We start from the raw sequence: 23,809 nt of genomic DNA, 5'->3' as shown, positions 1-23,809 counted from the left end.
CGGGGGGCGGGCTTCTTCGTGCCCCGTCCGGGTACTGCCTTCCCGACAGACTGTCGGGAACTTTACCGACACCTTGTCGGCAACTCATTGACTCAGGTAACCCCAACCACAGAGGATCGGGCTCATGGACTCCTTCTCGATCCTCATCCGCACGGCCTCCCACGAGCAGCACGTGGAAGCGGAGACCTCCACGTTCATGAGCGATCTGCTCGGCGGCCGGCTCGGCGTCGAGGCGTACGCGCGCTACACCGAGCAGCTGTGGTTCGTCTACGCGGCCCTGGAGGCCCCCGCCGGACGGCTGGCGTCGGACCCGGTGGCCGGGCCCTTCGTGCGCGCGGAGCTGATGCGGCTGCCGTCGCTGGAGCGGGACCTGGAGCACCTGCGCGGTCCCGGCTGGCGCACGGGCCTGACCGCCCTGCCCGCGACCGGGGCCTACGCGGCCCGGATCCGCGAGTGCGCCGAGAGCTGGCCCGCCGGGTACGTGGCGCACCACTACACGCGCTACCTCGGCGACCTGTCCGGCGGCCAGATCATCCGCGACAGGGCGGAGCGGACGTGGGGCTTCGCGCGCAAGGGCGACGGAGTGCGCTTCTACGTCTTCGACGAGATCACGAACCCGGGCGCGTTCAAGCGCGAGTACCGCGAACTGCTGGACGGCGTCCACGCCGACGACCTGGAGAAGCAGCGGGTGGTCGCCGAGTGCAAGCGGGCCTTCGCGCTGAACACGGCGGTGTTCCGGGCCCTGGGCGAGGAGTTCCCGCTGTCGGCGTGACCCCGCCCCGGGGGCAGGGGACGCCGGAGGGGCGTCACCGCTCCAGGCGCACCCGTCCCCCGACCTCGATCCATCCCTCGGGCTGGGGCGCCGTGAGGATCTGCGAACCGGCGCCCTGCGTGATGTTGAGGGCGCGGCCCAGCCGCTCGGTCAGCAGCAGCGCCGCGGCCCCGGTCGCCTCGTCCTCGTCGATGCCGTCGTCGCGGCCCGGGAAGGCCCGGGCCCGGACGCGGCCCGCCGCCTCGTCCTCCCAGGCCCAGGCGTAGATCCACTCCCCCTTCGGGGGCACCGGCAGCGCGTCGACCTCGGCGACGGAGGCGTACCGGCGCAGCGTGCGGGGCGGCGCCCACTCGGGGCGGGCCTCGATCCAGCTGAACTCGCCGTCCTGCCGGGCGCCCACCACCCCGGCCGGGGTGACGAGTTCGGGCACGTCCAGGAGCCAGGCCGTGCCGACGCAGGGGTGGCCGGCGAACGGCAGGCGCAGGGTGGGCGTGTAGATGTCGACGACGCCGCGCTCGGGGTCGTCCACGAACACCGTCTCGCTGAAGCCGGTCCCGGCGGCGAACTCCTGCCGCTCGCCCCGTCCGGGCAGCACGGAGCCGTCCCGGACGACGCCGAGCTCGTTGCCGTATCCGCCGTTCGGCGCGCAGAAGACGCGCAGTACGTCGTAGTCAGTCACCGGGGCATTCAAGCACCGCCGGGGCCGGACCCGTCGCGAAGGCCGGGCGGGGAGACCGGGCGGGGAGGGCCGGTCGCACCCGGGGACACGGGGGCGGCCCCGGGGCGCCGCCCTTGACGTTCCTTTGACTCCCCTATGAGCACGTCTTTGAGCCACCGTGACCGCTCCGTGCCCATACACCGTCCATGAGATTCGGATCACCGTCTCGCCGGGTTCCGCTTAGGAAAACCTTAGGTACGTTAGGCGAGCCTCACCTTCCCTATGAGGTCCGTCACGCGTACTTTCGGCCATCCTTGGAGCCCGCATGCGAGCCGCCAGACTCTCCGTCGTCACCGCCGTCGCCACCGCGGCCGCCCTGACCGCCGTGACGGGATGCGCCGAGAAGGGCGGTTCGGCCGACGGCGACCACGTCGTCACCGTCACGGCGACGGACGACGCGTGCGAGGTGTCGGCGAAGGAGTTCCCGGCCGGGCACGTCGAACTCGCCATCGAGAACAAGGGGTCCAAGGTCACGGAGGTCTACCTCCTCTTCCCCGACGACCGCGTGGTCACCGAGCGGGAGAACATCGGCCCCGGCACCAGGCAGCGGGTCACCGCCGAGGTGAAGGCCGGCGACTACCGGATCGCCTGCAAGCCGGGCATGAAGGGCAAGGGCATCCGCCAGGACGTCAAGGCCACCGGCGGCAAGGCCGCCGAGCGCGACCCGCGCCTGGACGGGGCCGTGGCCGCCTACCGCCAGTACGTGCAGCAGCAGGCCGACGAGACCCTGCCGAAGGCCGAGGCGTTCGCGAAGGCCGTCCGGGCCGGTGACCTCCAGGCCGCGAAGAAGGCGTACGCGCCCTCCCGCATCGGCTGGGAGCGCACCGAGCCGGTCGCGGAGTCCTTCGGCGACATCGACCCGAAGGTCGACGTCCGCGAGGACGGCCTGGAGGACGGCCAGGACCCGGCGACCGACTGGACCGGCTGGCACCGCCTGGAGAAGGCGCTGTGGCAGGACGGGAAGATCGGCGACCGCGAGAAGGAGCTCGCCGGCATGCTGGTCACCGACCTGAAGGACTGGCAGAACCGCGTCGGCACCGCCGACATCACCCCGACGTCCATGGCCAACGGCGCCAAGGAACTCCTCGACGAGGTCGCCACCGGCAAGGTCACCGGCGAGGAGGAGCGCTACTCGCACACCGACCTGGTCGACTTCAAGGCCAACGTCGAGGGCGCCCGGAAGTCGTACGAGCTGCTGAAGCCGGTCGCGAAGGAGAACGACGCGGCCCTGACGGCGGACCTCGACAAGCGCTTCGCCGCCCTGGACGAGCTGCTCGACCAGTACCGGCCGGGCCCGACGTCGTACGAGTTCACCTCCTACGACAAGGTCGGCGAGGCGAGCCGCAAGGAACTGTCGGACGCCGTCAACGCGCTGGCCGAGCCGCTGTCCAAGCTCGCCGCCGCCGTGGTCGGCAAGTAGCGCCGGGGGACGACGATGACGGACACGGACGGCAGGGCGCAGGCTCCCTCCCGCCGGGCGCTGATCGGCTGGGGCGGCGCGGGGCTCGCCCTCGGCGCCGCCGCGGCGGGCGGCGCGATGGCGATGGCCCGCGCCGGAGACGACGCGGACCCGGCCGGTGCCGACGCGGGCGGCGCGGTCGGCTTCCACGGGGCGCACCAGGCGGGCATCGCCACCCCGGTGCAGGACCGGCTGCACTTCGCGGCGTTCGACGTGACCACCGACGACCGCGCCGAGTTCGTCCAGCTGCTGAAGGACTGGACGGCCGCGGCCCGGAGGATGACCGCCGGACAGCCGGTCGGCGAGGGCGCCTACGGCGGGCTGGCCGAGGCCCCGCCGGACGACACCGGCGAGGCGCTGGGCCTCAAACCGTCCCGGCTGACGCTCACCGTCGGCTTCGGGCCCTCCCTGTTCGGGAAGTTCGGTCTCGCCGGCCGGCGCCCCGAGGCGCTGGTCGACCTGCCGAAGTTCCCCGGCGACAACCTCGACAGGAACCGCAGCGGCGGCGACCTGTGCGTCCAGGCCTGCGCGGACGACCCGCAGGTCGCCGTGCACGCGATCCGCCAGCTGGCCCGCATCGGCTTCGGCAAGGTCGTCGTGCGCTGGTCCCAGCTGGGCTTCGGCAAGACGTCCTCGACGACGGCAAACGCGCAGACCCCGCGCAACCTGTTCGGCTTCAAGGACGGCACCCGCAACATCTCGGGCACGGAGACCGAGCGCCTGGACAAGCACGTGTGGGTCGGCGCGAAGGACGGCCCGGACTGGATGACCGGCGGCTCCTACCTGGTCGCCCGGCGCATCCGCATGCACATCGAGACCTGGGACCGCACCTCGCTCCAGGAGCAGGAGGACGTCTTCGGCCGCGACAAGGGCGAGGGCGCCCCGGTCGGCAAGGCCAAGGAGCGCGACGAGCCGTTCCTGAAGGCGATGAAGCCCGACGCGCACGTCCGGCTCGCGCACCCCGACGCCAACGGCGGGGCGACGATCCTGCGCCGCGGCTACTCGTTCACCGACGGCACCGACGGCCTGGGCCGCCTGGACGCGGGTCTGTTCTTCCTCGCCTACCAGCGCGACGTGCGCACCGGCTTCATCCGCGTCCAGCGCAATCTGGCGACGGACGCGCTCAACGAATACATCCAGCACGTGGGTTCGGCGGTCTTCGCGATCCCGCCCGGCGTCCGTGACGCGGACGACTGGTGGGGCAGCACGCTGTTCGCCAGGGAGGCGTAACCGTGTTCTCCAACTACCTGATCGGACTGCGCGAGGGCCTGGAGGCCTCCCTCGTCGTCTGCATCCTCATCGCCTACCTGGTCAAGACGGGCCGCCGGGACGCCCTGAAGCCCATCTGGGCCGGCATCGGCGTCGCGGTCGTCATCGCGCTCGGCTTCGGCTGCGTCCTCGAGTTCGGTTCGCAGGAGCTGACGTTCAAGGCGCAGGAGGCCCTCGGCGGCTCGCTGTCGATCGTCGCGGTCGTGCTGGTGACGTGGATGGTGTTCTGGATGCGGCGCACCGCCCGTCACCTGAAGTCGGAACTGCACGGCAAGCTGGACGCGGCCCTGCGGATGGGCACGGGCGCGCTGGTGGCCACCGCCTTCCTCGCGGTCGGCCGGGAGGGCCTGGAGACCGCCCTGTTCGTGTGGGCGTCGGTGCACGCGGCGAGCGACGGCACCCCGCGCCCGCTGATCGGCGTGGCCCTGGGCCTGGCGACGGCGGTGCTGCTCGGCTGGCTGTTCTACAAGGGCGCGCTCCGCATCAACCTGGCCAAGTTCTTCACCTGGACCGGCGGCATGCTGGTCGTCGTGGCCGCGGGCGTGCTGGCGTACGGCGTGCACGACCTCCAGGAGGCCGACCTGCTGCCGGGCCTGACGAACCTGGCCTTCGACATCAGCAGCACCGTCGATCCGTCGAGCTGGTACGGCACCCTGCTGAAGGGCGTGTTCAACTTCCAGCCCGACCCGACCGTCCTCCAGGTCACGGTGTGGCTGCTGTACCTGGTCCCGGCGCTCGCGCTGTTCCTCGCCCCGGTAGGGTTCGCCTCCGGGAAGGGGAAGGTGAAGGAACCTGATGAGCAGGGATCGCGGCCCTCGAAGGCCCCGCAGGCTTGACCGGAGCGTTCTCATGGCGGCCTCGGTGACCGCCTTGTCGTTGTCGGCGAGCGGCTGCGTGGTGGTGCACGGCGAACGCGAGGTGCTCCCCGCGACCACCCGGGCCGAGGCCGCGAAGGCGCTCGAACAGTTCACGGACGCCTACAACGAGGCCGACAAGGCCTACGACGGTTCCCTGGACGCCGGACACACCACCGGCGCCCTCGCCGCCATCGACTCGGCGCGGCTGAAGGCGGGCCGGACCAACAACCCGGGCGGCAATCCCTCGCACACGCCGCTGGAGCTGACGGACGCGAAGTTCACGATCCCGAAGAAGGCGGGCTGGCCCCGCTGGTTCGTCGCAGACACCAGGGCCAACAAGGGCGGTGAGGCGCGCTGGCTGCTGGTGTTCACCCGCAACGGCCTGGAGGAGACCTGGCAGGCCGCGTACCTGACGCTGGTCTCCCCCGGTGACGTGCCCGAGTTCAAGACCGACGAGGACGGCTGGGCCGAGGCCGTCCCCGCGAACTCCACCGAACTGGCCGCCGTGCCCGCCGGACTGAGCGAGGACTACGCGACGTACCTCGAGGACGGCGGGAAGACCTTCGCGGACGGCGCGCACACCAGCGCGTGGCGGGAGCTGCGCGAGAAGCGGGCGGTCAGGCCGGGGCTGGTCACCCAGTACATCGACGAGCCGCTGACGAACGGCGACTACGCGCCGTTGGCGCTGCGCACGAAGGACGGCGGGGCGCTGGTGTTCTTCACCACGCGCCACTTCGAGAAGCAGACCGCCGCGCAGGGCACCTCCGTGCCCACGCCGAACAAGGACGTGCTGGCGCTGACGGACGGCGAGATCAAGCAGTCGCTGACGATGGAGTTCGTCTCCAACGAGGTCGCGCTGGACCCGGCGGGGAGCGGCCGGGTGTCCGTCCTGGGCCGGATCCAGGGCATGACGTCGGCGAAGGGCGAGTAGCGCCCTCGCGGCCGGCCCGCGCTCAGCGGCGCAGCGGCCAGGCGGTGCCGGCGGGGTCGCTCTCCTCGCCGACGTGCCGGGCGCAGGCGTCGGTGAGGGTCTCCAGCAGGGTCAGCGGGTCGGGCAGCGGGTGCTCGGGGCCGCGCACCCAGTGCACCGTCCGGTCCTCACCGGGCAGCCGGGCGGGCGGTACGAGCACGTAGGAGCCGCGGCAGTGCCAGCGCAGGCCGGGGTGCTCGTCCATGGTCTCGGGGTGGCAGTCCAGCTCGCACGGCCACCACTCGTCCTCCTGCTCGGGGGTGCCGCGGGTGAGGGTGAAGAACAGCATGCGGCCGTCGTCGCTCTCGGCCACGGGCCCGACCTCGACGCCCGCGTCGAGCAGCCTCCGCAGCGTCTCGCGGCCCGCCTCCAGGGGCACGTCGAGGACGTCGTGCACCATGCCGGTCGCGGTGATGAAGTTCGCCTCCGGCTGGTGCCGGGCCCAGCGCTCGACCTGCGACCGGTCGGTGGTGGACTGCGTCTGCCAGGCGAAGGACACCGGGTGCCGGGCAGGGGTGGGACAGCCGACGCGGTCGCAGGAACAGCGGTAGCCGACGGGGTGGGCGGCGGGCGCCAGCGGCAGCCCCGCGGCGGCGGCGGCGAGCAGCAGGGACTCCCGGCCGCCGTCGCCGGCGGCCTCCTTCGGGCGGCCCTTGCGCAGCCACTCGGAGAGTTTGTCCCGCAGGCCGGGCCGGCCACCGAAGTCCGCGCTCATCTATCCCCTCGCCTCGCCGTCGTGCGCACCAGCATGCCCCATGCTCCCACCATTCGGCGCGCGAAGGGCCGGGAAGGGACAAACCTCACTGGTCAGCGGGGAGCGAGGCCGTACAGCGCGTAGTCGACGAGCGTGTCGGTGTAGTCGTGGTCGAACGGGGCCGTGCGCTGCAGCCAGCGCTGGGCGAGCGGGGAGACGAAGAGTTCGAGGGCGATGCGCGGATCGACCTCCGGCCGGACCTGGCCGGCGTCCTGGGCGGCGCGCAGCCGGTCGACGTAGAGCTGGAGCGACGGCTCCAGGAGCTTGGTGACGAACTCCCGGCCGAGCTGCTCGTTGACGACGCCCTCCGCGGCGAGGGCGCGCGAGGGCGCCTCGAACCTCGGGTCGGTGAGTTCGTCGACGGTGGCGCGCAGCACGGCCTTGAGGTCGGCGGCGAGGTCGCCGGTGTCCGGGATGGCGTACGTCTCCTGACCCGCCGCCCGCGCGGACTGGTCGCCGAGGTCGAGGAAGGCCTCCAGCAGGACGTCGGCCTTCGAGGACCACCAGCGGTAGATGGTCTGCTTGCCGACGCCGGCGCGGGCGGCGATGCCCTCGATGGTGGTCCTGGGGTAGCCGACCTCGGCGACGAGCGCGAGGGCGGCGTCGTAGATGGCCCGGCGGGACCTGGTGCTGCGGCGCGTGGCGTCGGGGACCTGGGTGGGTTTCTGGGTGGCCATGGCCCGAATTTACCAGTTGACAAGACGGAGCGTCTCGCCCGACAGTGAGGACAGCACTGAAACGAGACGAACCGTCTCGTCGCTTTGGAGTGAAGGGAAGTGAGCCTCCGATGACCCGAGGCGGAGCCGGAGACATGCTGGGCGTGGGCGGCGCGCGCCGCAACCTCGGCCGCAAGGCCCTGCGCGGCGGCGGCCGGGGCGACCGGATCGGCGGCGCGCCGGACGCGCGGGCCCAGAAGCGGGAGCTGCTGCGCAGGCTCCAGGAGAAACGGGAGGAGGCGGCCCGGAAGGAGTCCTGACTAGCGCTCCGCCGCCGGGGGCCACGGATCGCCCCAGTCCGCGTCGCGGGCCGCCTTGTACAGGTCGCCGTGGCGCTTGGTGACCGTCCGGCGGCGGAGCTGCTCGTCGGTCTCGCACAGGTCGAGCAGGACCTGCCCCTTGCGGATCTGCGGGCGCCGGACCACGCGGGAGGGGGCGGGGGCGACCGGGAAGCGGGCGGCGGCGACGTAGCTGAACTTCTCGTCCTCGTAGGCGAGGGAGCCGCCCTTGACCTGGCGGTGCAGGGAGGAACGGCTGACCCGCGCCGCGAAGTGGCACCAGTCCGTGCCGGGGGCGATGGGGCAGGCGGCGCTGTGCGGGCAGGGCGCGGCGACGTGGAAACCGGCGGCGATCAGCCGCTGCCGGGCCTCGATGACCCGGGCGTAGCCGTCGGGGGTGCCCGCCTCCACGATCACGACGGCCCGGGCGGCGCCGGCCGCGGCGTCGACGAGGGCGGCGCGGTCGGGGGCGGTCAGTTCGTTGAGGACGTAGGAGACGGTGACGAGGTCGGTGTTCTCGACGGTGAGCGCCGCTCCGATCCGGGAGCGCTGCCAGCGGGTGTCGCGCAGGGCCGGGTGGGCGGCGGCGATCTCCTTGCCGAGGGCGAGCGCGGGCTCGGCCCAGTCGAGCACGGTCACGGGGCGGGCGCCGCCCCAGGTGTCGCTGACGGCCCAGGTCGCCGCGCCGGTCCCGCCGCCCACGTCCACGTGGCTCGCGGGCGCCCAGTCGGGCACGGCGTCCGCGAACGCCGCGAGCGCCGACCGCACGGCGGCGAAGGTCGCCGGCATGCGGTACGCGGCGTACGCGACGACGTCCGCGCGGTCCCGCAGGATCGGGGCGTCGGTCGGAGTGGCCCCGCGGTAGTTGGCGATCAGTCGCTCGACGGCCTGCGCGGCCTGGCGGGGCGGGAGCCCGTCGACGAGGTCGGCGAGGGCGGTACGCAGGGTGTCGGCGGGGGTGGCGGGGGCGTTCACCCGGGGATTCTACGGGGCGCCGGGTCACGTGACCCGGCGCCCCAAGGTGCCCGGCGTGGGTGTGGACGCGGGGTGGGCCGCGTGGCCCGGCGCTTTCGGGGTGCCTCCCCCACTCTCGGCTTCGCTCGAGCGGGGGGACCCCCACCGCCCATCCGTGCCGCCCTGGGGGTACCGCCCAGGCCGTTCAGGCACTGGGGGAGGCACGACTGCCCGCAGCGGCGGCGGCACGGCGACTGCCCGCAGCCGGGACGGCGGCGTATGGCGACTGCCCGCAGCTACAGCGGCGTATGGCGGCTGCCCGCAGCCGGGCGGCGTGGCGCGACGGCGGGGGAGCCGCGTACGGCGGGAAGGGGACGTGTCGGGGGGTGTCCGCCCGCAGCGGTTGGCGCGTCAACGCCCCGCCTGCTGGTCAGTACCCGATTCCGCGCCGTTCCGAGGACGGACACCCCCCGGCGCGGCCCCGACCCACAAGACCACGCACCGCGCTACGCGCACCCCCACCAAAGCCGTACGGGCCGCCGCAGGCACCCCCGCACCCCCACCGGAGCCGCACAGGCCGCCGCAGGCACCCCCGCACCCCCACCGGAGCCGCACAGGCCGCCGCAGGCACCCCCGCACCCCCACCACACCCGCACAGGCCGCCGCAGGCACCCCCGCACCCCCACCACACCCGCACAGGCCGCCGCAGGCACCCCCGCACCCCCACCACACCCGCACAGGCCGCCGCAGGCACCCCGCGCCACCGCCGGAGGCCCCCGCAGGCACCCGCGCTCCGCACGCGGTCAGATCGCCCGCACCGCCCTGGCCACCCGCGTCCCCAGCGCCGCCCGCGGCCCGTTGTCCGGTGGCCGGCGCCGCGGGTGCACCGTGTTGGCGAGCAGGACCGCGAACGTGTCCGTCGCGCGGTCCAGGACCAGCATCGTGCCCGTGAACCCGGTGTGCCCCGCCGCCCCGCGCCCCGCCAGCTCCCCCATGAACCACGGCTGGTCCAGGGCGAAGCCGAGCCCCGGCTCGGCGAGGAGCAGCTCCACGAAGTCGGGGCCGAGGATGCGCGCGGGCCCGTACGCGCCGCCCGCGAGCAGCGCCCGGCAGAAGACCGCGAGGTCCCGGCCGGTCGAGAACAGCCCCGCGTGTCCGGCCACCCCGCCCAGTGCCCAGGCGTTCTCGTCGTGGACGACGCCCCGCAGCATGCCCCGGTCCGCCTTGGCCCACGGCCGCCGCTGGTCCTCCGTCGCCGCCGCGCCGGGACACGGCCCGAAGCGCGTCGCCGTCATGCCCAGCGGCCGGGTGATCCCGTCGCGCACGAGGACGTCGAGGCCGCGCCCGCTGACGCGCTCCAGCACCTTCTGCAGGAGCAGCATGTTCAGGTCGGAGTAGCAGTACGTGCCGGGCACCCCCACCGGCGGTTCGGCGCGCAGCCGCCGCAGCCGCTCCTCGCCGTCGGCGCAGTCGTACAGCGGCAGTTCGGGCCGCAGTCCGGAGGTGTGCGTGAGCAGCTGCCGCACGGTGACGCCGTGCGCGGCGGCCCCGCGGAAGTCGGGCAGGTACGCACCCACCTCCGCGTCGATGCCGAGCGTGCCGCGTTCGATCTGCTGCACGGCGGCGACCGCGGTGAACAGCTTGGTCAGGGACGCCAGGTCGAAGGGCGTGCCGACGGTCACCGGCACGCGGGAGCCGGCGGGCAGCTCCACGCCGGTGTCGGTGCGCGGATCGTAGGACGCGTACCGCACGGCCCAGCCCGCCGCCTCCTCGACGGCGAGCACGGGCCCGCGGCCCACGGCCACGACGGCGCCCGCCGCCCAGGGCCGCTCTCCGGCGGTGAGGGCGTGCACGTCCTCCACGGCACGGCGGAGCTGCCCGGGGTCGAGTCCGGCCCGTTCCGGGGTGCCGTGGCGCAGTCTCGGAGCGCTCAGCTCTCCGCCCCCTCCGCGGTCGTACGCCCGGCCGAGGGGCGGCACATGCCCAGGAAGAAGGCCAACGCCAGCAGCGCCGCCCCCAGTTGGACGACGGCCATCGGCACGGCGGTGTCCTTCCCGGCGATCCCGACCAGCGGGGAGGCGATGGCGCCGATGAGGAAGGAGGACGTGCCGAGCAGCGCGGAGGCGGAGCCGGCGGACCGCTCGACCCGCATCAGGGCGAGCGCCTGGGTGTTGGGCAGGCTGATGCCCATCGCGGACATCAGCACGAACAGCGCGGCGGCGATCGGCGCGAGCCCGACCTCGCCGAAGACGCCGAGGGACATCAGGAGCAGGGCGGTGGCGGCGGCGATGACGACGAGGAGGCCGATGCACAGCACCCGGTCCAGGGCGACCCGCCCGACGAGGACCTTGCCGTTGATCTGTCCGGCGACGACCAGGCCGACCGAGTTGAGCCCGAACAGCAGGCTGAAGGTCTGCGGGGAGGCGCCGTAGATCTCCTGGACGACGAACGGGGAGGCCGAGATGTAGGCGAACAGCGAGGCGAAGGCGAAGCCACCGGCGAGCATGTACCCGGTGAAGGCCCGGTCGGCGAGCAGGCCGCGCATCGAGCGGAGGGTGTCGCCGATCCCGCCGGCGTGCCGTTCGGCCTCCGGCAGGGTCTCGGGCAGCTTGGCCCACACGACCCCGCCCAGCAGCGCCCCGACCACGGTGAGCAGGACGAACACGCCCCGCCAGTCCGTCACCCGCAGGATCTGCCCGCCGATGAGCGGTGCGACGACCGGGGCGACGCCGGAGATCAGCATGAGGGTGGAGAAGAAGCGGGCCATGGCCACGCCGTCGTACAGGTCGCGCACGACGGCCCGCGCGATGACGATGGCGGCGGCCCCCGCGAGGCCCTGTGCCAGCCGGAAGGCGACCAGCAGCTCGACGGTGGGCGCGAGCGCGCACAGCGCGGTGGCGACGACGTAGACGGCGAGGCCGGTCAGCAGCGGACGGCGGCGGCCCCACTTGTCGCTCATCGGCCCGACGACGAGCTGTCCGAGGGCCATGCCGGCCAGGCAGGCGGTGAGCGTGAGCTGGACGGTCGCGGCCGGCGCGTGCAGGGACTCGGTGACCTCCGGCAGCGCGGGGAGGTACATGTCCATCGCCAGCGGCGGGGTGGCGGTCAGACCGCCGAGGACGAGCGTGACGAGCAGACTGGTGCGGCGGGTGCCGCGCGGCGGACGGACGGCCGGTTCCGTGTCCGGCCCGGCCGCCCGGGGCGTGTCGGGCTGTGTGGTGTCCGGTGGTGACGCGTGCGGTATGGACGGCCCGCGCTCGGGCATGTGCCCCTCCCTCTTCGACAGATCCGGCACCTATGCTCTCAGCTCGTACGGACTTGTCTGAACGCGAGCGAGGGTGGGGCACGGTGACCGAGCAGAAGGTGCGCTGGGGGATTCTGGCGACCGGCGGAATGGCGGCGACGTTCACGGCGGATCTGGTCGACCTGCCGGACGCGGAGGTCGTGGCGGTCGCCTCGCGGACCGAGGCCTCGGCGAAGGCGTTCGCGGAGCGGTTCGGGATACCGCGGGCGTACGGCGACTGGGAGTCGCTGGCCCGGGACGAGGACGTCGACGTGGTGTACGTCGCCACCCCGCACGCGGCGCACCGGGCCGCCGCCGGCCTCTGTCTGGAGGCGGGCCGCAACGTGCTGTGCGAGAAGCCGTTCACGCTGAACGCGCGCGAGGCGGAGGAACTGGTCGCCCTCGCCCGCGAGCGCGGGGCCTTCCTGATGGAAGCGATGTGGATGTACTGCAATCCGCTGGTGAGGCGGCTGAAGGCGCTGGTCGACGGCGGCGCGATCGGTGAGGTCCGCAGCGTTCAGGCGGACTTCGGACTGGCGGGCCCGTTCCCTCCCGCGCACCGGCTGCGGGACCCGGCGCAGGGCGGCGGCGCGCTGCTCGACCTGGGCGTGTACCCGGTGTCGTTCGCGCACCTGCTGCTCGGTGAGCCGTCGGACGTGACGGCGCGGGCGGTGCTCTCGCCGGAGGGCGTCGACCTCCAGACGGGTGCGCTGCTCTCCTACGACAGCGGCGCTCTCGCCTCGGTGCACTGCTCCATCACCGGCGGTACCCCCAACGCCGCGTCGGTCACCGGTTCGCGGGGCCGCGTCGACGTCCCCGACGGCTTCTTCTTCCCGGAGCGCTTCGTGCTGCACCGGGACGGCCGCGACCCCGAGGAGTTCACGGCCGACCCGGCCGACGGCCCCCGGGCCAGCCTCAAGCACGAGGCGCGGGAGGTGATGCGCGCACTGCGGGCCGGTGAGACCCAATCGCCGCTAGTTCCGCTCGACGGCACCCTCGCCGTGATGCGGACGCTCGACGCGATCCGGGACCGCGTCGGCGTCCGCTACCCGGGCGAGCACCCCGGCGAGGTGGCCGCGGAGCGCGAGGTCACGCCGGTTTGAGCCCCTGCTCGCCCACCTCCGTCACGAAGGAGGCGGCGGTCGTGAGCGGCGCGCCCTCGGTGGTCACGTGGGACACCGTCTTGAAGTCGGCGCGCGCCAGCTCCCGGCCCAGCGACACCGTCGCGTAGCCGCGCAGCCCGTTGTAGAACCGCAGGTGCGGGTTGGCGGCCAGGTAGGTGTTCCAGTTGGACGGCTTCTCGGAACCGTTGCCGCCGCTGGTGATCGAGGACGTGACGATCTCCGTGCCCAGGGTCCGGGAGTCCGGGTCGGAGAAGTCGCGCTTGATGTCGAAGCCGTAGTGCACGTGCACGTCGCCGGTGAGGACCATCAGGTTCTCGACACCGGCGGCCTGCGCGCCGGCCAGGATCCGTTCGCGGGAGGCCGGGTAGCCGTCCCAGGAGTCCATGGAGACCTTGGAGGGCGTGGTGGTGGAGTTGTACCGCTGGGAGAAGGTGACCTGCTGGGGCACCACGTTCCACACGGCGTCCGACCGGTGCCAGCCGTTGATCAGCCAGCGTTCCTGGGCGTCGCCGGTCAGGGTGCGGCCCGGGTCCTCGGACTCGGGGCCGGGGTACTGCCAGCCGTCGCCGTAGGCCTGGTCGGAGCGGTACTGGCGGGTGTCGAGCACGTCGAACTGGGCGAGCCGGCCCCAGTGCAGACGGCGGTACAGCTTCAGGTCCGGGCCCTCGGGCAGCTGCGGGCGCCGCAGCGGCATGTTCTCCCAGTAGGCGCGGTAGGCGGCGGCCCGGCGCAGCAGGAACTCCTCCGGCGGGACGCTGTTCTCCGGGGTGTCGCCCGCGTAGTTGTTCTCGGTCTCGTGGTCGTCCCAGGTGACGACGAAGGGGTGCGCGGCGTGCGCGGCCCGCAGGTCGGGGTCGGACTTGTAGAGGGCGTACCGCAGGCGGTAGTCCTCCAGCGTCACCGTCTCGTGGTCGAACAGGTCGGGCAGGGTGCCGGCCGGGTAGGCGCGGGAGCCGCCGGCGGAGTTGACGGCGTACTCGTAGAGGTAGTCGCCGAGGTGGAAGACGACGTCCACGTCCTCCTCGGCGAGGTGGCGGTACGCCGTGTAGTAGCCCTGGTCGTAGCGCTGGCAGGAGACCAGGCCGAAGGTGAGCTCGGCGGCCCGGCTGCGGGCCGGGGGCGCGGTGCGGGTGCGGCCGACGGGGCTGACGAAGCGGCCGGCGCGGAAGCGGTAGTAGTAGACGTGGCCCGGGGCGAGGTGGTCGACCTCGACGTGGACGGTGTGGTGGAACTCGGGGTGGGCGGTGGCGGTGCCCCGTCTGACGACGCGGCGGAAGCGTTCGTCGAGGGCGAGTTCCCAGCCGACGTCGACGCGTTTGGCGGGCAGTCCGCTGTCGGCCTGGTACGGCGCGGGGGCCAGGCGCGTCCACAGCAGGACGGAGTCCGGCAGCGGGTCGCCCGAGGCGACGCCGAGCGTGAAGGGGTCGCCGGTGAGCCGGGCGGGGTCGAGTCCGGCGGCGCTCGCGGTGCCGGCGGCGGGCAGGTTGACGGAGAAGGCGAGCGCCGCGGCGGCGCCGGTGACGGTCAGGAAGCGGCGGCGGCCCAGGTGGCGGGCGGCGGCGCGGAGTTCGGGCGCGTGCGTGGCCGGGCCGGCCTGGGCACGGTCGGAAGCCTGGTGGTTCGCGGGTGTCATCCGTTCCTCCCCTTGCGGTGGGTGCAGGGGGCATTCGAATGGCCGGGGACGACGCCGCCTTGGCGCGGACATGGCGGGCTTGTGTCGGACGGATGAGTTCCGCATGATCGGCGGCCGGTCCCCCACGCGTACGCTGCGGCCTCATGAACACCGTGAGAACCGCTGACGAGGGGACGTACGACATGACCGGCCGGGAGAGGGTCGCCGTGGTCACGGGTGCCGGTTCCGGCATCGGCCGCGCGGTCGCCGCCGAACTGCTGCGCGCGGGCTGGAGGCTGGTCCTGGCCGGCCGCCGCGCCGGGACCCTGGAGGAGACGGCCGCGCTCGTCCCCGGCGGCACCGCGCTCGCCGTACCGACCGACGTGTCGCGGCCCGAGGACGTGGCCGCCCTGTTCGCCGCCGTACGCGACCGGTTCGGGCGGCTGGACCTGCTGTTCAACAACGCCGGGACGTTCGGTCCGGGCGGCGTGCCGGTCGAGGAACTGTCCTACGACGCGTGGCGGCACGTGGTGGCCACCAACCTCGACGGGGCGTTCCTGTGCGCGCAGGCGGCGTACCGGCAGATGAAGGAGCAGAGCCCGCAGGGCGGCCGGATCATCAACAACGGCTCGATCTCCGCGCACACGCCGCGTCCGCACTCGGTGGCGTACACCGCGACCAAGCACGCGCTGACGGGCCTGACCAAGTCGCTGTCCCTGGACGGCCGGCCCTACGGCATCGCGGTCGGCCAGATCGACATCGGCAACGCGGCGACCGACATGACGGCCGGCATGCAGACCGGGGCGCTCCAGGCCAACGGGGAGGTGGCGCCCGAGCCGGTGATGGACGTCGCCGACGTGGCGCGCACGGTGCGGCACATGGCGGAGCTGCCGCTGGAGGCGAACGTGCAGTTCGCGACGGTCATGGCGACGACGATGCCGTACGTGGGGCGCGGCTGAACGGACCGCGTGGACAGGCGCCTTGACGGCCCGTCGGCGACCCATACAACCGGAATTCAGCAGTCCGAACCCTTGCGGCCGGTGGCGGACTTGTGCTCAACTCTCCTTCACCGAAGCTTCACACTCGGAGCGTCAGCCTTCCGGAACTCCGCGAGCCACATCGAGGGGGGAGGCGGCAGCCGTTCCGGCCACCGGCTGGGGGTGGATCCCGCGCGGGACCGCGGGATGCGCACCGGTGGGCGGAACGGCTGCCGCGTACGACGCCCGGTGGCGTCAGCCCCGGAGGATCAGCTCGGCCTCGGCCATCTGTCCGGGGGTGAGCGGACCCTTCTCCAGCGCGCCCGCGTTCTCCTCGGCCTGCGCGACGGAACGGAACCCGGGGATCGGCACGGTGCGGTCACTGCGGGCCCACAGCCAGGCCAGGGCGCCCTGGGCGAGCGTACGGCCGCCCGCGGTGAGGACGTCCCGCAGTGCCTCGACCCGCGCCAGCCACTCGGGGTCGGCACCGGTCCCCTCCCCGAACCCCGGCAGCCAGGCGGGCGGCCTGCTCCGGATGTCCCCGGCCGCCAGGGCCCGCCGCTCCGTGTGCCTGCCGCCGAGCAGCCCCATGGCGAGCGGGCTGCGGTTGACGCTCGCCAGCCCCGAGGCCTCGCACAGGGCGATCATCTCGGGCGCGTCCTGGAGCACGTTGGCCCGGTGCTGCACGGCCGCGCAGTGCTCGCCGGCCGCGAACACGGCCGCGCGCCCGGGGTCGTCCGTGCTCCACGCGTACGCCCGCACCAGCCCCTCCCCCACGAGCTCCTCGCAGACGTCGCGGAGCTCCGCGGCACGCTCCGGGTCGGCGTCGGCGAGGTGCAGCTGGTAGAGGTCGACGTGGTCGGTGCCCAGGCGCTCCAGCGACGCGGTGAGCGCCCGGCGGACGTACGCGGGCGAGTCGTCGGCGCCGGTGAGGGTGCGGGTCCGCGCGTCGAAGACGTTGCCCCACTTGGTGGCGACGACCACGTCGTCGCGCCGCCTGCCGAGGGCCCGGCCGAGCAGGCGCTCGCTGTGCCCGGTGCCGTAGACGTCGGCGGTGTCGAAGAAGGTCACTCCGAGGTCGAGGGCGCGCCGGATCGCCCGTACGGACTCGTCGTCGTCGACGCGCCCCCAGCCGAGCGGCTGCCCGGCGGTGTCCCGCCACTCGCCGCCGATGGCCCAGCAGCCGAAGCCGAGCGCGCTGACCTCGATGCCACTGCGGCCGAGGGTCCGGGTGGCCGTGCCGGCCGTGGTGATTCCGTTGGTGTTCATGTCCGGGAACGCTAGGAGTTGAAGCGCACCCGAGGGCAAGGGCGATCACGTGTCCCCGGACGCGGTCCCGGTCACGCCTGCCCGGTCTCGAACCGCGCGATGCGGCCGTCGTCGTCCACGGTGAAGCTCCACCGGGTGCGCATCTCGCCCCAGGTGTCGTTGCGGTAGCGGGCGATGAGGGCGCGCCCGCCGTTCGACTCGTTGTCGACCTCCATGTGGCCGTTGGAGGAGAAGATCTCCTGGTCGATCCACTGGGCGAGGTCCCGGTCGTCGCCGTCGTCGGCCATGGTGGCGTCCGGCGCGAGCAGCGCCAGGAAGGCCTCGCGGTCGTGGGCGTTGACGGCGGCGACGAAGGCCCGCACGGCCGGGTCGCTGAGTCGGGTGGTCTGGATCGTCATGCCGGCCAGCGTCACACCGGTACCGCGCCCCCGCCACCCGAACGGCGCCCGCGGCGGGCCGGTCGGGTGCGGGGGCGCGGGGCCGGTGTGACGGTGGGAACGCGAGGAGGGGCACCAGCGCACGTTCTCCCGAAGGAGCCGACATGACCTGCTACGACCGGCGCGACCTCGGACTGCTGCTGCTCCGTCTGGGGACGGGAGGCGTACTGGCCGCCCACGGCGCGCAGAAGCTGCTCGGCTGGTTCGGCGGCGGGGGGCTCGAGGGGACCGGCCAGGCCATGGAGGCCATGGGCTACACCCCGGGCCGGGCCAGCGCGACCGCGGCGGGCCTCGCGGAGGCCGGCGGCGGCCTCCTGCTGGCGCTGGGCCTGGCCACCCCGGCCGCGGGCGCGGCGGCGGCCGGCGCGATGGCGGGCGCTGCGGCGGTGCACGCCCCGAACGGCTTCTTCGCCCAGAGCGGCGGCTACGAGTACGCGGCCTCCCTGGGCCTGACGGCCGCCGGCCTCGCGGTCACGGGCCCCGGCCGCCTCTCCCTGGACCACGCCCTGGGCCACGCGGTCAACCGGAACTGGATGGTCCCGGCGGCCTTCGCGGTGACGGCGGCGGCCACGACGGTGGTCGTGGGGGCGCGGAACAGGCGGGTACGGAAGGCGGCGGAGGGCAAGCAGGAGAAGCTGTTCGACTGAGCCGGCGGGGACCGCCCCGTCCGCCGTGGCAGGCTGCCCGTCATGAGCGACAACCGAGGCGGCAGTCCCGCCGGCGACCCGTGGACCACTGTCGACGCCCTGTGGAAGTGGCTGGAGGCGGAGCAGCCCGTCGGCGGCCGTGAGGGCCTGCTGCTGCGCATGCTGAAGCTGTCGGAGGAGGTCGGCGAGGTCGCCGAGGCGGTGATCGGCGCGACGGGCCAGAACCCGCGCAAGGGGACCACGCACACGTGGGCGGACGTCGAGGCGGAACTGTGCGACGTGGTGATCACGGCGATGGTGGCCCTGCGCACGCTGACGCCCGAGGCGCGGGAGGTGTTCGGGCGGCACCTGGCCCGGGTGGCGGGACGGTCGCTCCCGCCGGGGGCCTGAGGCCTGTGGTGCGGCGGCCGGGCGGCCGCCGCACCACAGTCCCGTGCGCGGATCAGCCCGCGCTGCAGCTGACCGTGGGCCAGGTCCAGTTGCCGTTGGCCTGGATGGTCGCGCCCCAGCTGTTGCCGCTGCCGTTGGGCTTGGCGGTCAGCACCTGTGAACTCGGGTAACTGGCACTGACGTTCCAGGTGGACAACACCTTCGCCGGGGACGGCACGTTCATCGTCACCGTCCAGTCGCCGGCCCCGCTCACCGAGACGTTCAGGTTGTACCGGTCGCCCCACTTCTGCCCGGCCGACAACGTCGCGGTGCAGCCGCCCCCACCGCCACCGGTGCCGCCGCCGTCGGGGGCGACCGCGCGGCCGGTCGCCGGGGAGATCATGCCGGAGCACAGGCCCTTGCCCGCCAGGGTCTGCGCGATGCGGGGGATCGCCGCGAGCGTGTTGGCGGGCCAGTCGTGCATGAGGATGACCTGACCGTCGCCCAGCCGGGACACGGCCTGCACGATGGCGTCGGCGCTCGCGTTGTTCCAGTCCTGCGAGTCGACGTCCCAGATGACCTCGGTCAGGCCGTACTTGGCCTCGACCGACCGCAGCGTGGAGTTCGTCTCGCCGTACGGCGGCCGGAACAGCTTCGGCGTGCCGCCGCCCGCGTTCGCGACGGCCTGCTGGGTGCGGGAGATCTCCGCGTCCATCTGGGCCTGGCCGAGCTGGGTCATGTGCGGATGGGTGTAGCTGTGGTTGGCGACCCACATGCCGGCGTCGACCTGGGCGCGGACCAGGGACGGGTTCTGGGCCGCGTACTGGCCCTGGTTGAACATGGTGGCCCGCAGCCCGTTCTGCTTGAGGGCGTTGAGCAGGGATTGTGTGGTGCCGGAGGGGCCGTCGTCGAAGGTGAGGCCGACGTAGCCGTTGCAGGCGGCGGCCCGTGCGGGGGCGGCGGCGGGTGCGGCGTCGGCGGTGACGGTGCCCGCGGCGGCCAGCGCGGCGACGGTCAGCCCGGCGGCGGCCATCCCGGTGACGCGGGAACGCCATGACGGACGGGGTCTGGTGCGCATACGAGTGGGTCCTCCTCGTTCCTCGTGTCCGGGGTCAGCCCGCGCTGCAGGAGACGCTGGGCCAGGTCCAGTTGCCGTTGGCCTGGATGGTGGCGCCCCAGCTGTTGCCGCTGCCGTTGGGCTTGGCGGTCAGCACCTGTGAACTCGGGTAACTGGCACTGACGTTCCAGGTGGACAACACCTTCGCCGGGGACGGCACGTTCATCGTCACCGTCCAGTCGCTGGCCCCGCTCACCGAGACGTTCAGGTTGTACCGGTCGCCCCACTTCTGCCCGGCCGACAACGTCGCGGTGCAGCCGCCCCCACCGCCCCCACCGCCGCCACCGCCGGACGTGCCGCCGACGTTGATGCTGGAGCTGCCGCTGCTCTGGTAGCCCTCGGTCGCCATGATCATGTAGTAGTTGAAGCTGCCCATCGGCATCCCGGCACGCGACCACGCGTCGAAGTGGTTGCCCGTGGTGATGGTGCCGCCGGTCCGCCTCGACTGCCGCACGCTCCAGTACTGGTCGAAGGTGCGGGTGCCCTCGACGGACGGGGCGTTGTACCGCGTCGTCCGGTAGATGTCGTAGGTGCCGCCGTCGCTGTTCACGGTGCCCATGAAGGTGCCCGTGGGCCGGAAGGTTCCCCAGTTGTCGACGATGTAGTACTCGACGAGCGGGTTCGAGGTCCATCCGTACAGAGCCAGGTACGCGTTGCCGGACGGGTTGAACGTGCCCGAGTACTGCACGGTCCTGCGCCCGCCGTTGCTCCAGCCCTTGCCGGCCACGAAGTTGCCGGTGTTGCGCCACGAGGTGCTGTACTGGCCGCCGGCCCCCATGTTCATGGAGACGGTGCCCTGGCTGTCGGTCCAGAACGAGTAGTAGTAGCCGTTGTCGGTGCCGGTCTGGTTGGTGGTCACGACCGTGTCGGCGTGGGCGGTGGCCGGCAGCAGCAGCGCGGCCAGGGCGGCCAGCGCGACGGCCCACGCGGTTCTGACGGACAACGCGACGCCGCGACTTCCGCGCCGCACGGGTTGGACGAGCACGCTCATGGCGGTGCTTCCTCTCCTGGGGGGGATCGACAACGGCGCCAGTGTTGAGCTGCACCCGTCAAGCGTCAATAGTTTCGGTGATTGTTTCGAAAACTTCGGCCACGGGGGGATCGCGAAGCCGGACCGTAAGGCCAGTTCAGACGCCCATTCACCATCATCGAGCCATCTCGCAGCAAAGACAGTCGCCGCATAGATCAGAAACGAGAGGGCTGCTTTACGAATGTTTCGAATTCCCGGGCCGTCCCGGACACGTGACGTTCCCCGACTCCGCCGGTCCCAGCCACACCTGGTTCGCCGGCAGCTTCACCGGCTCGCGGGTGGCCGGGTCCCACAGGACCGCCGTCTCCCCCGCGACGCCGAAGGAGAGGTAGGGCCTGTCCGGCTCCAACGGCGGTCCCTCCCCGGAGAGTTCGGCGGCCGGCACGGCGAGCCGTACGCAGGTCCACTCCGGTTCGACGCCGAAGTACGACGGGGGGTCCTCGCCGCGCGCCGCCGCCGCGACGGTGCGGTCCACGGCCGTCCCGGCGGAGTTCCACGCCTGCAGCCCGGCCCCGGCGAGCATCGCCACGAAGAGGCACACGTTCAGGATGATGTTCGTGCCGTCCCCCGGGGTGGCGTACCGGTGGTGGCGGTGCTTGGCGAACCCCCACCAGGCGGGGACGATCATGACGAGGCTCAGCATCACCAGCAGCTTCACCGCGGCCGCGAACTGCCAGACCGGGGGCACGTCGAGGTCCGACGGGCTGAGCGAGAGACCGTCGGCGTACAGGGCGTGGAGGACGGAACCGGCGGCCACGAACGCGGAGACGGTCAGGGTCACCGCCAGCGGAACCGCCCAGGCGACCCACTCGCCCCACGTCCACTGCCGCACCAGGAGCCACAGCCCCGCGAGGACGGCGACCACCACCGCGGTCGTGAGGGTCCGCAGCGGAGACCACGCCTTGCCGTCGCTGCTGAGGAGGCCCGTCCCGAAGGCGGCGAAGACCAGCAGGCAGAGCACGGCGACGACGACGCCCTCGTACCGCTTGCCCTCCCCGCTCATCTCCCAGCCGGACCGGACGGCCCCGCACGCCCCGAAGAGCGCCAGGGCCCCCAGGATCCACCGGGGGGCGCCGGGGACCGCCGCCGAGGCCAGGATGAGCGCGCCCGTCGCCAGCAGGGTCCACAGGACCAGCCGGTAGATCGAGCGCTCCAGCTGCTCCTCCCGCCGGTACGGGGCCGGTTCACGCCGGCGTCCGTCGAGCGGCCGTACGGCCACGGCGGGGCGGGCGGCCCCGGCGGGAGCGTCCGCGCGGGCCAGCCGCAGCGCCTGGCGCGGTCCGCCGGCGACGAACCCGCCGGTGTCGTGCCTGCCGAGCCGCGTGGCGGCGCGGGCGAGGTGCCGTCGCCAGGCCGGCCGCCTGCCCGGACGCCGGTGGGCGGTGCTGACGATCCTCCAGTGGGGGAACAGCTCCCGGTCCCGCTCCAGCGGTTCGGCCCGGCGGACGTAGCCTTCGAGGCGGGCGCCGCGCAGCACCTTGCGCACCCGGTCGGCCGCGCCCCGGTCGCTGCCCCTGGCCGCGCCGAAGAGGCGGACCTCTATCTCGTACACGCGGGACCCGGGATCGGGTTCCAGTGCCGCGCCCAGCGGTCCCCGGCCCGCGGGGTGCGCGTCGCGCACCGGCCAGCCGTGCGCCTCGAAACGCGCCTCGGCCTCCCGCCAGTCGTGCTCACCGCCGCGGACCTGCACGAACACCCGGACCCGCTGGTCGTATCGCGTGGGGGCCATGCGGTCTGCTTCCTCCTGCACCGGGTGACGCGCGAAACAGCCAGGAGACTACGGAACGTCGGGCGCGGGACGACACCCGGCCTCCTCCTGTCACTCCCGGCACAACCGGTCACCGAACGCTCTGTCGTAACTGATGGCCGGTCAATAACCTTGCTTGGTACACCAAGTCACGATCCTGGGAGCCCCATGTCCACCGCCCAGCAGGTGCCCGACATCCTCTCGCCCGAGTTCGCGGCGAACCCCTACCCCGCCTACCGGATCATGCGGGACACCGCGCCCCTCATCTGGCACGAGGCGACGCGGAGCTACATCGTCTCGCGCTACGAGGATGTCGAGCGCGTCTTCAAGGACAAGGCGGGAGAGTTCACCACGGACAACTACGCCTGGCAGATCGAACCCGTGCACGGCAAGACGATCCTCCAGCTCAGCGGGCGGGAGCACGCCGTGCGCCGGGCGCTCGTGGCCCCCGCCTTCCGCGGCAGCGACCTGGAGCGGAAGTTCCTGCCCGTCATCGAGCGCAACTCCCGCGAACTGATCGACTCCTTCCGGCACACCGGCTCCGCCGACCTGGTCACGGACTACGCCACCCGCTTCCCGGTCAACGTCATCGCCGACATGCTGGGCCTGGACAAGGCCGACCACTCCCGCTTCCACCGCTGGTACACGGCCGTCATCGCCTTCCTCGGGAACCTCTCGGGCGACCCCGAGGTGACGGCGGCCGGCGAGCGGACCCGGGTGGAGTTCGCCGAGTACATGCTGCCGATCATCCGGGAACGCCGCGAGAACCCGGGCGACGACCTGCTGTCCGCGCTGTGCGCCGCCGAGGTCGACGGGGTGCGGATGAGCGACGAGGACGTCAAGGCGTTCTGCAGCCTGCTGCTCGCCGCCGGCGGCGAGACCACCGACAAGGCCATCGCCGGCATCTTCGCGAACCTGCTGCTCCACCCCGACCAGCTCGCCGCCGTCCGTGCGGACCGCTCGCTGATCCCGCGCGCCTTCGCCGAGACCCTGCGGTTCACCCCGCCCGTGCACATGATCATGCGGCAGTCCGCGACGGAGGTGACGCTCAGCGGCGGCACGATACCCGCGGGCGCCACCGTCACCTGCCTGATCGGCGCGGCCAACCGTGACGAGAGCCGCTACCGCGACCCCGACCGCTTCGACATCTTCCGCGACGACCTCACCACCACGACCGCCTTCTCGGCCGCCGCCGACCACCTCGCCTTCGCGCTCGGCCGGCACTTCTGCGTCGGCGCGCTGCTGGCCAAGGCGGAGGTGGAGACCGGCGTCGGCCAGCTCCTCGACGCCATGCCCGACGTGCGCCTCGCCGACGGCTTCGAACCGGCCGAGCAGGGCGTGTTCACCCGGGGACCGCAGAGCCTGCCGGTGCGCTTCACGCCCGTGCGGGACTGACCCGTACCGGCCCGTTCCCCTCGCCGGTCCGCGCCGGAGTCCGGGCTCTGGTCAC

23 protein-coding genes are annotated in these 23,809 nt (G+C 73.2%); 11 read left to right on the top strand and 12 right to left on the bottom strand.

All coding sequences use genetic code 11. From position 1 onward, the window contains the following. Nucleotides 1–124: 124 nt before the first annotated feature. Nucleotides 125–772, top strand: coding sequence for a biliverdin-producing heme oxygenase (locus ACZ4V6_RS03500; protein ID WP_467822092.1), 648 nt, complete (start codon nucleotides 125–127; stop codon nucleotides 770–772). Nucleotides 773–806: 34 nt separating this feature from the next. Here ACZ4V6_RS03500 and ACZ4V6_RS03495 read toward each other — a convergent pair whose 3' ends face one another. After that, nucleotides 807–1,451 carry a PhzF family phenazine biosynthesis protein gene (locus ACZ4V6_RS03495; protein WP_467822091.1) on the bottom strand — a complete coding sequence of 215 codons (645 nt, stop codon included), beginning with the start codon at nucleotides 1,449–1,451 and terminating at the stop codon, nucleotides 807–809. A 304-nt stretch (nucleotides 1,452–1,755) separates the two neighbouring features. Between ACZ4V6_RS03495 and efeO the strand changes: the two genes are divergently transcribed. From efeO to ACZ4V6_RS03475, 4 genes are read left to right on the top strand one after another with little or no spacing between them, the layout of a single operon-like run. Further along, complete coding sequence (gene efeO, locus ACZ4V6_RS03490; protein ID WP_467822089.1) at nucleotides 1,756–2,910, top strand: iron uptake system protein EfeO; 1,155 nt, start codon at nucleotides 1,756–1,758, stop codon at nucleotides 2,908–2,910. A gap of 15 nt (nucleotides 2,911–2,925) precedes the next feature. Further along, entirely contained in the window at nucleotides 2,926–4,179 is a 1,254-nt protein-coding gene (efeB, locus tag ACZ4V6_RS03485) for an iron uptake transporter deferrochelatase/peroxidase subunit (protein WP_467822088.1), read from the top strand. 2 nt (nucleotides 4,180–4,181) lie between these two features. Beyond that, complete coding sequence (gene efeU / locus ACZ4V6_RS03480; RefSeq protein WP_467822086.1) at nucleotides 4,182–5,054, top strand: iron uptake transporter permease EfeU; 873 nt, start codon at nucleotides 4,182–4,184, stop codon at nucleotides 5,052–5,054. Next, nucleotides 5,014–6,006, top strand: a complete 993-nt coding sequence (locus ACZ4V6_RS03475) for an SCO2278 family lipoprotein (RefSeq protein WP_467822085.1) — start codon at nucleotides 5,014–5,016, stop codon at nucleotides 6,004–6,006. Before efeU ends, ACZ4V6_RS03475 begins: the two co-directional genes overlap by 41 nt. A 22-nt stretch (nucleotides 6,007–6,028) precedes the next feature. Here the strand turns inward: ACZ4V6_RS03475 and ACZ4V6_RS03470 are convergent, their stop codons facing one another. Further along, nucleotides 6,029–6,760, bottom strand: coding sequence for a bifunctional DNA primase/polymerase (locus ACZ4V6_RS03470; RefSeq protein WP_467822084.1), 732 nt, complete (start codon nucleotides 6,758–6,760; stop codon nucleotides 6,029–6,031). Nucleotides 6,761–6,852: 92 nt separating this feature from the next. Continuing rightward, on the bottom strand, nucleotides 6,853–7,476 hold the full coding sequence (locus ACZ4V6_RS03465) for a TetR/AcrR family transcriptional regulator (RefSeq protein ID WP_467822083.1): 624 nt from the start codon (nucleotides 7,474–7,476) through the stop codon (nucleotides 6,853–6,855). A 110-nt stretch (nucleotides 7,477–7,586) separates the two neighbouring features. Here ACZ4V6_RS03465 and ACZ4V6_RS03460 point away from each other — a divergent pair, with 110 nt between their 5' ends. After that, nucleotides 7,587–7,775 carry a DUF6243 family protein gene (locus ACZ4V6_RS03460; protein WP_467822082.1) on the top strand — a complete coding sequence of 63 codons (189 nt, stop codon included), beginning with the start codon at nucleotides 7,587–7,589 and terminating at the stop codon, nucleotides 7,773–7,775. On the opposite strand, the gene ACZ4V6_RS03455 is transcribed toward ACZ4V6_RS03460, so the two are convergent. The 3 genes from ACZ4V6_RS03455 to ACZ4V6_RS03445 all read right to left on the bottom strand — a co-directional run bounded on the left by ACZ4V6_RS03455 (nucleotide 7,776) and on the right by ACZ4V6_RS03445 (nucleotide 12,012). Continuing rightward, the gene (locus ACZ4V6_RS03455; protein WP_467822081.1) at nucleotides 7,776–8,768 is read right to left on the bottom strand and encodes a small ribosomal subunit Rsm22 family protein; all 993 of its coding nucleotides are present in this window, start codon (nucleotides 8,766–8,768) and stop codon (nucleotides 7,776–7,778) included. It lies immediately after the preceding gene. A 782-nt stretch (nucleotides 8,769–9,550) separates the two neighbouring features. Next, a complete protein-coding gene (locus ACZ4V6_RS03450; RefSeq protein WP_467822080.1) occupies nucleotides 9,551–10,726 on the bottom strand; it encodes a serine hydrolase domain-containing protein in 1,176 nt (391 codons plus the stop codon). Beyond that, nucleotides 10,678–12,012: a multidrug effflux MFS transporter gene (locus ACZ4V6_RS03445; RefSeq protein WP_467822078.1), complete on the bottom strand. Its 1,335-nt coding sequence runs from the start codon at nucleotides 12,010–12,012 to the stop codon at nucleotides 10,678–10,680. Before ACZ4V6_RS03445 ends, ACZ4V6_RS03450 begins: the two co-directional genes overlap by 49 nt. A gap of 83 nt (nucleotides 12,013–12,095) precedes the next feature. On the opposite strand from ACZ4V6_RS03445, the gene ACZ4V6_RS03440 reads away from it, so the two are divergent. Then, nucleotides 12,096–13,133: a Gfo/Idh/MocA family protein gene (locus ACZ4V6_RS03440; protein ID WP_467822077.1), complete on the top strand. Its 1,038-nt coding sequence runs from the start codon at nucleotides 12,096–12,098 to the stop codon at nucleotides 13,131–13,133. On the opposite strand, the gene ACZ4V6_RS03435 is transcribed toward ACZ4V6_RS03440, so the two are convergent. Next, the gene (locus ACZ4V6_RS03435) at nucleotides 13,120–14,787 is read right to left on the bottom strand and encodes an alkaline phosphatase D family protein (protein WP_467822075.1); all 1,668 of its coding nucleotides are present in this window, start codon (nucleotides 14,785–14,787) and stop codon (nucleotides 13,120–13,122) included. The genes ACZ4V6_RS03440 and ACZ4V6_RS03435 overlap by 14 nt on opposite strands. Nucleotides 14,788–14,930: 143 nt before the next feature. Between ACZ4V6_RS03435 and ACZ4V6_RS03430 the strand changes: the two genes are divergently transcribed. Next, entirely contained in the window at nucleotides 14,931–15,725 is a 795-nt protein-coding gene (locus ACZ4V6_RS03430) for an SDR family oxidoreductase (protein WP_467822073.1), read from the top strand. Nucleotides 15,726–15,998: 273 nt separating this feature from the next. On the opposite strand, the gene ACZ4V6_RS03425 is transcribed toward ACZ4V6_RS03430, so the two are convergent. Both ACZ4V6_RS03425 and ACZ4V6_RS03420 read right to left on the bottom strand, forming a co-directional pair. Then, nucleotides 15,999–17,012, bottom strand: coding sequence for an aldo/keto reductase (locus ACZ4V6_RS03425; RefSeq protein ID WP_467822072.1), 1,014 nt, complete (start codon nucleotides 17,010–17,012; stop codon nucleotides 15,999–16,001). Nucleotides 17,013–17,083: 71 nt separating this feature from the next. Continuing rightward, nucleotides 17,084–17,410, bottom strand: a complete 327-nt coding sequence (locus ACZ4V6_RS03420; protein ID WP_467822071.1) for a nuclear transport factor 2-like protein — start codon at nucleotides 17,408–17,410, stop codon at nucleotides 17,084–17,086. Nucleotides 17,411–17,553: 143 nt separating this feature from the next. Between ACZ4V6_RS03420 and ACZ4V6_RS03415 the strand changes: the two genes are divergently transcribed. Beyond that, a complete protein-coding gene (locus ACZ4V6_RS03415; RefSeq protein WP_467822069.1) occupies nucleotides 17,554–18,096 on the top strand; it encodes a DoxX family protein in 543 nt (180 codons plus the stop codon). Nucleotides 18,097–18,138: 42 nt separating this feature from the next. Next, nucleotides 18,139–18,486 (top strand): MazG-like family protein, encoded by a 348-nt coding sequence (locus tag ACZ4V6_RS03410; RefSeq protein ID WP_467822067.1) that lies wholly within the window; start codon nucleotides 18,139–18,141, stop codon nucleotides 18,484–18,486. A gap of 52 nt (nucleotides 18,487–18,538) precedes the next feature. Here ACZ4V6_RS03410 and ACZ4V6_RS03405 read toward each other — a convergent pair whose 3' ends face one another. From ACZ4V6_RS03405 to ACZ4V6_RS03395, 3 genes are all read right to left on the bottom strand, one after another. Further along, a complete protein-coding gene (locus ACZ4V6_RS03405) occupies nucleotides 18,539–19,543 on the bottom strand; it encodes a polysaccharide deacetylase family protein (protein WP_467822065.1) in 1,005 nt (334 codons plus the stop codon). A gap of 34 nt (nucleotides 19,544–19,577) precedes the next feature. Then, entirely contained in the window at nucleotides 19,578–20,573 is a 996-nt protein-coding gene (locus tag ACZ4V6_RS03400; protein ID WP_467822064.1) for a glycoside hydrolase family 11 protein, read from the bottom strand. Between the two features lie 214 nt (nucleotides 20,574–20,787). Beyond that, a complete protein-coding gene (locus tag ACZ4V6_RS03395; RefSeq protein ID WP_467822062.1) occupies nucleotides 20,788–22,341 on the bottom strand; it encodes a hypothetical protein in 1,554 nt (517 codons plus the stop codon). A 186-nt stretch (nucleotides 22,342–22,527) separates the two neighbouring features. Here ACZ4V6_RS03395 and ACZ4V6_RS03390 point away from each other — a divergent pair, with 186 nt between their 5' ends. Next, on the top strand, nucleotides 22,528–23,754 hold the full coding sequence (locus tag ACZ4V6_RS03390; RefSeq protein WP_467822061.1) for a cytochrome P450: 1,227 nt from the start codon (nucleotides 22,528–22,530) through the stop codon (nucleotides 23,752–23,754). The last annotated feature ends 55 nt before the right edge of the window (nucleotides 23,755–23,809 follow it).

It is taken from the genome of Streptomyces sp. NPDC029152, assembly GCF_055564355.1.
Note: the sequence above shows the minus strand (reverse complement) of the source record. Positions and strands in the feature narration are given on the sequence as shown.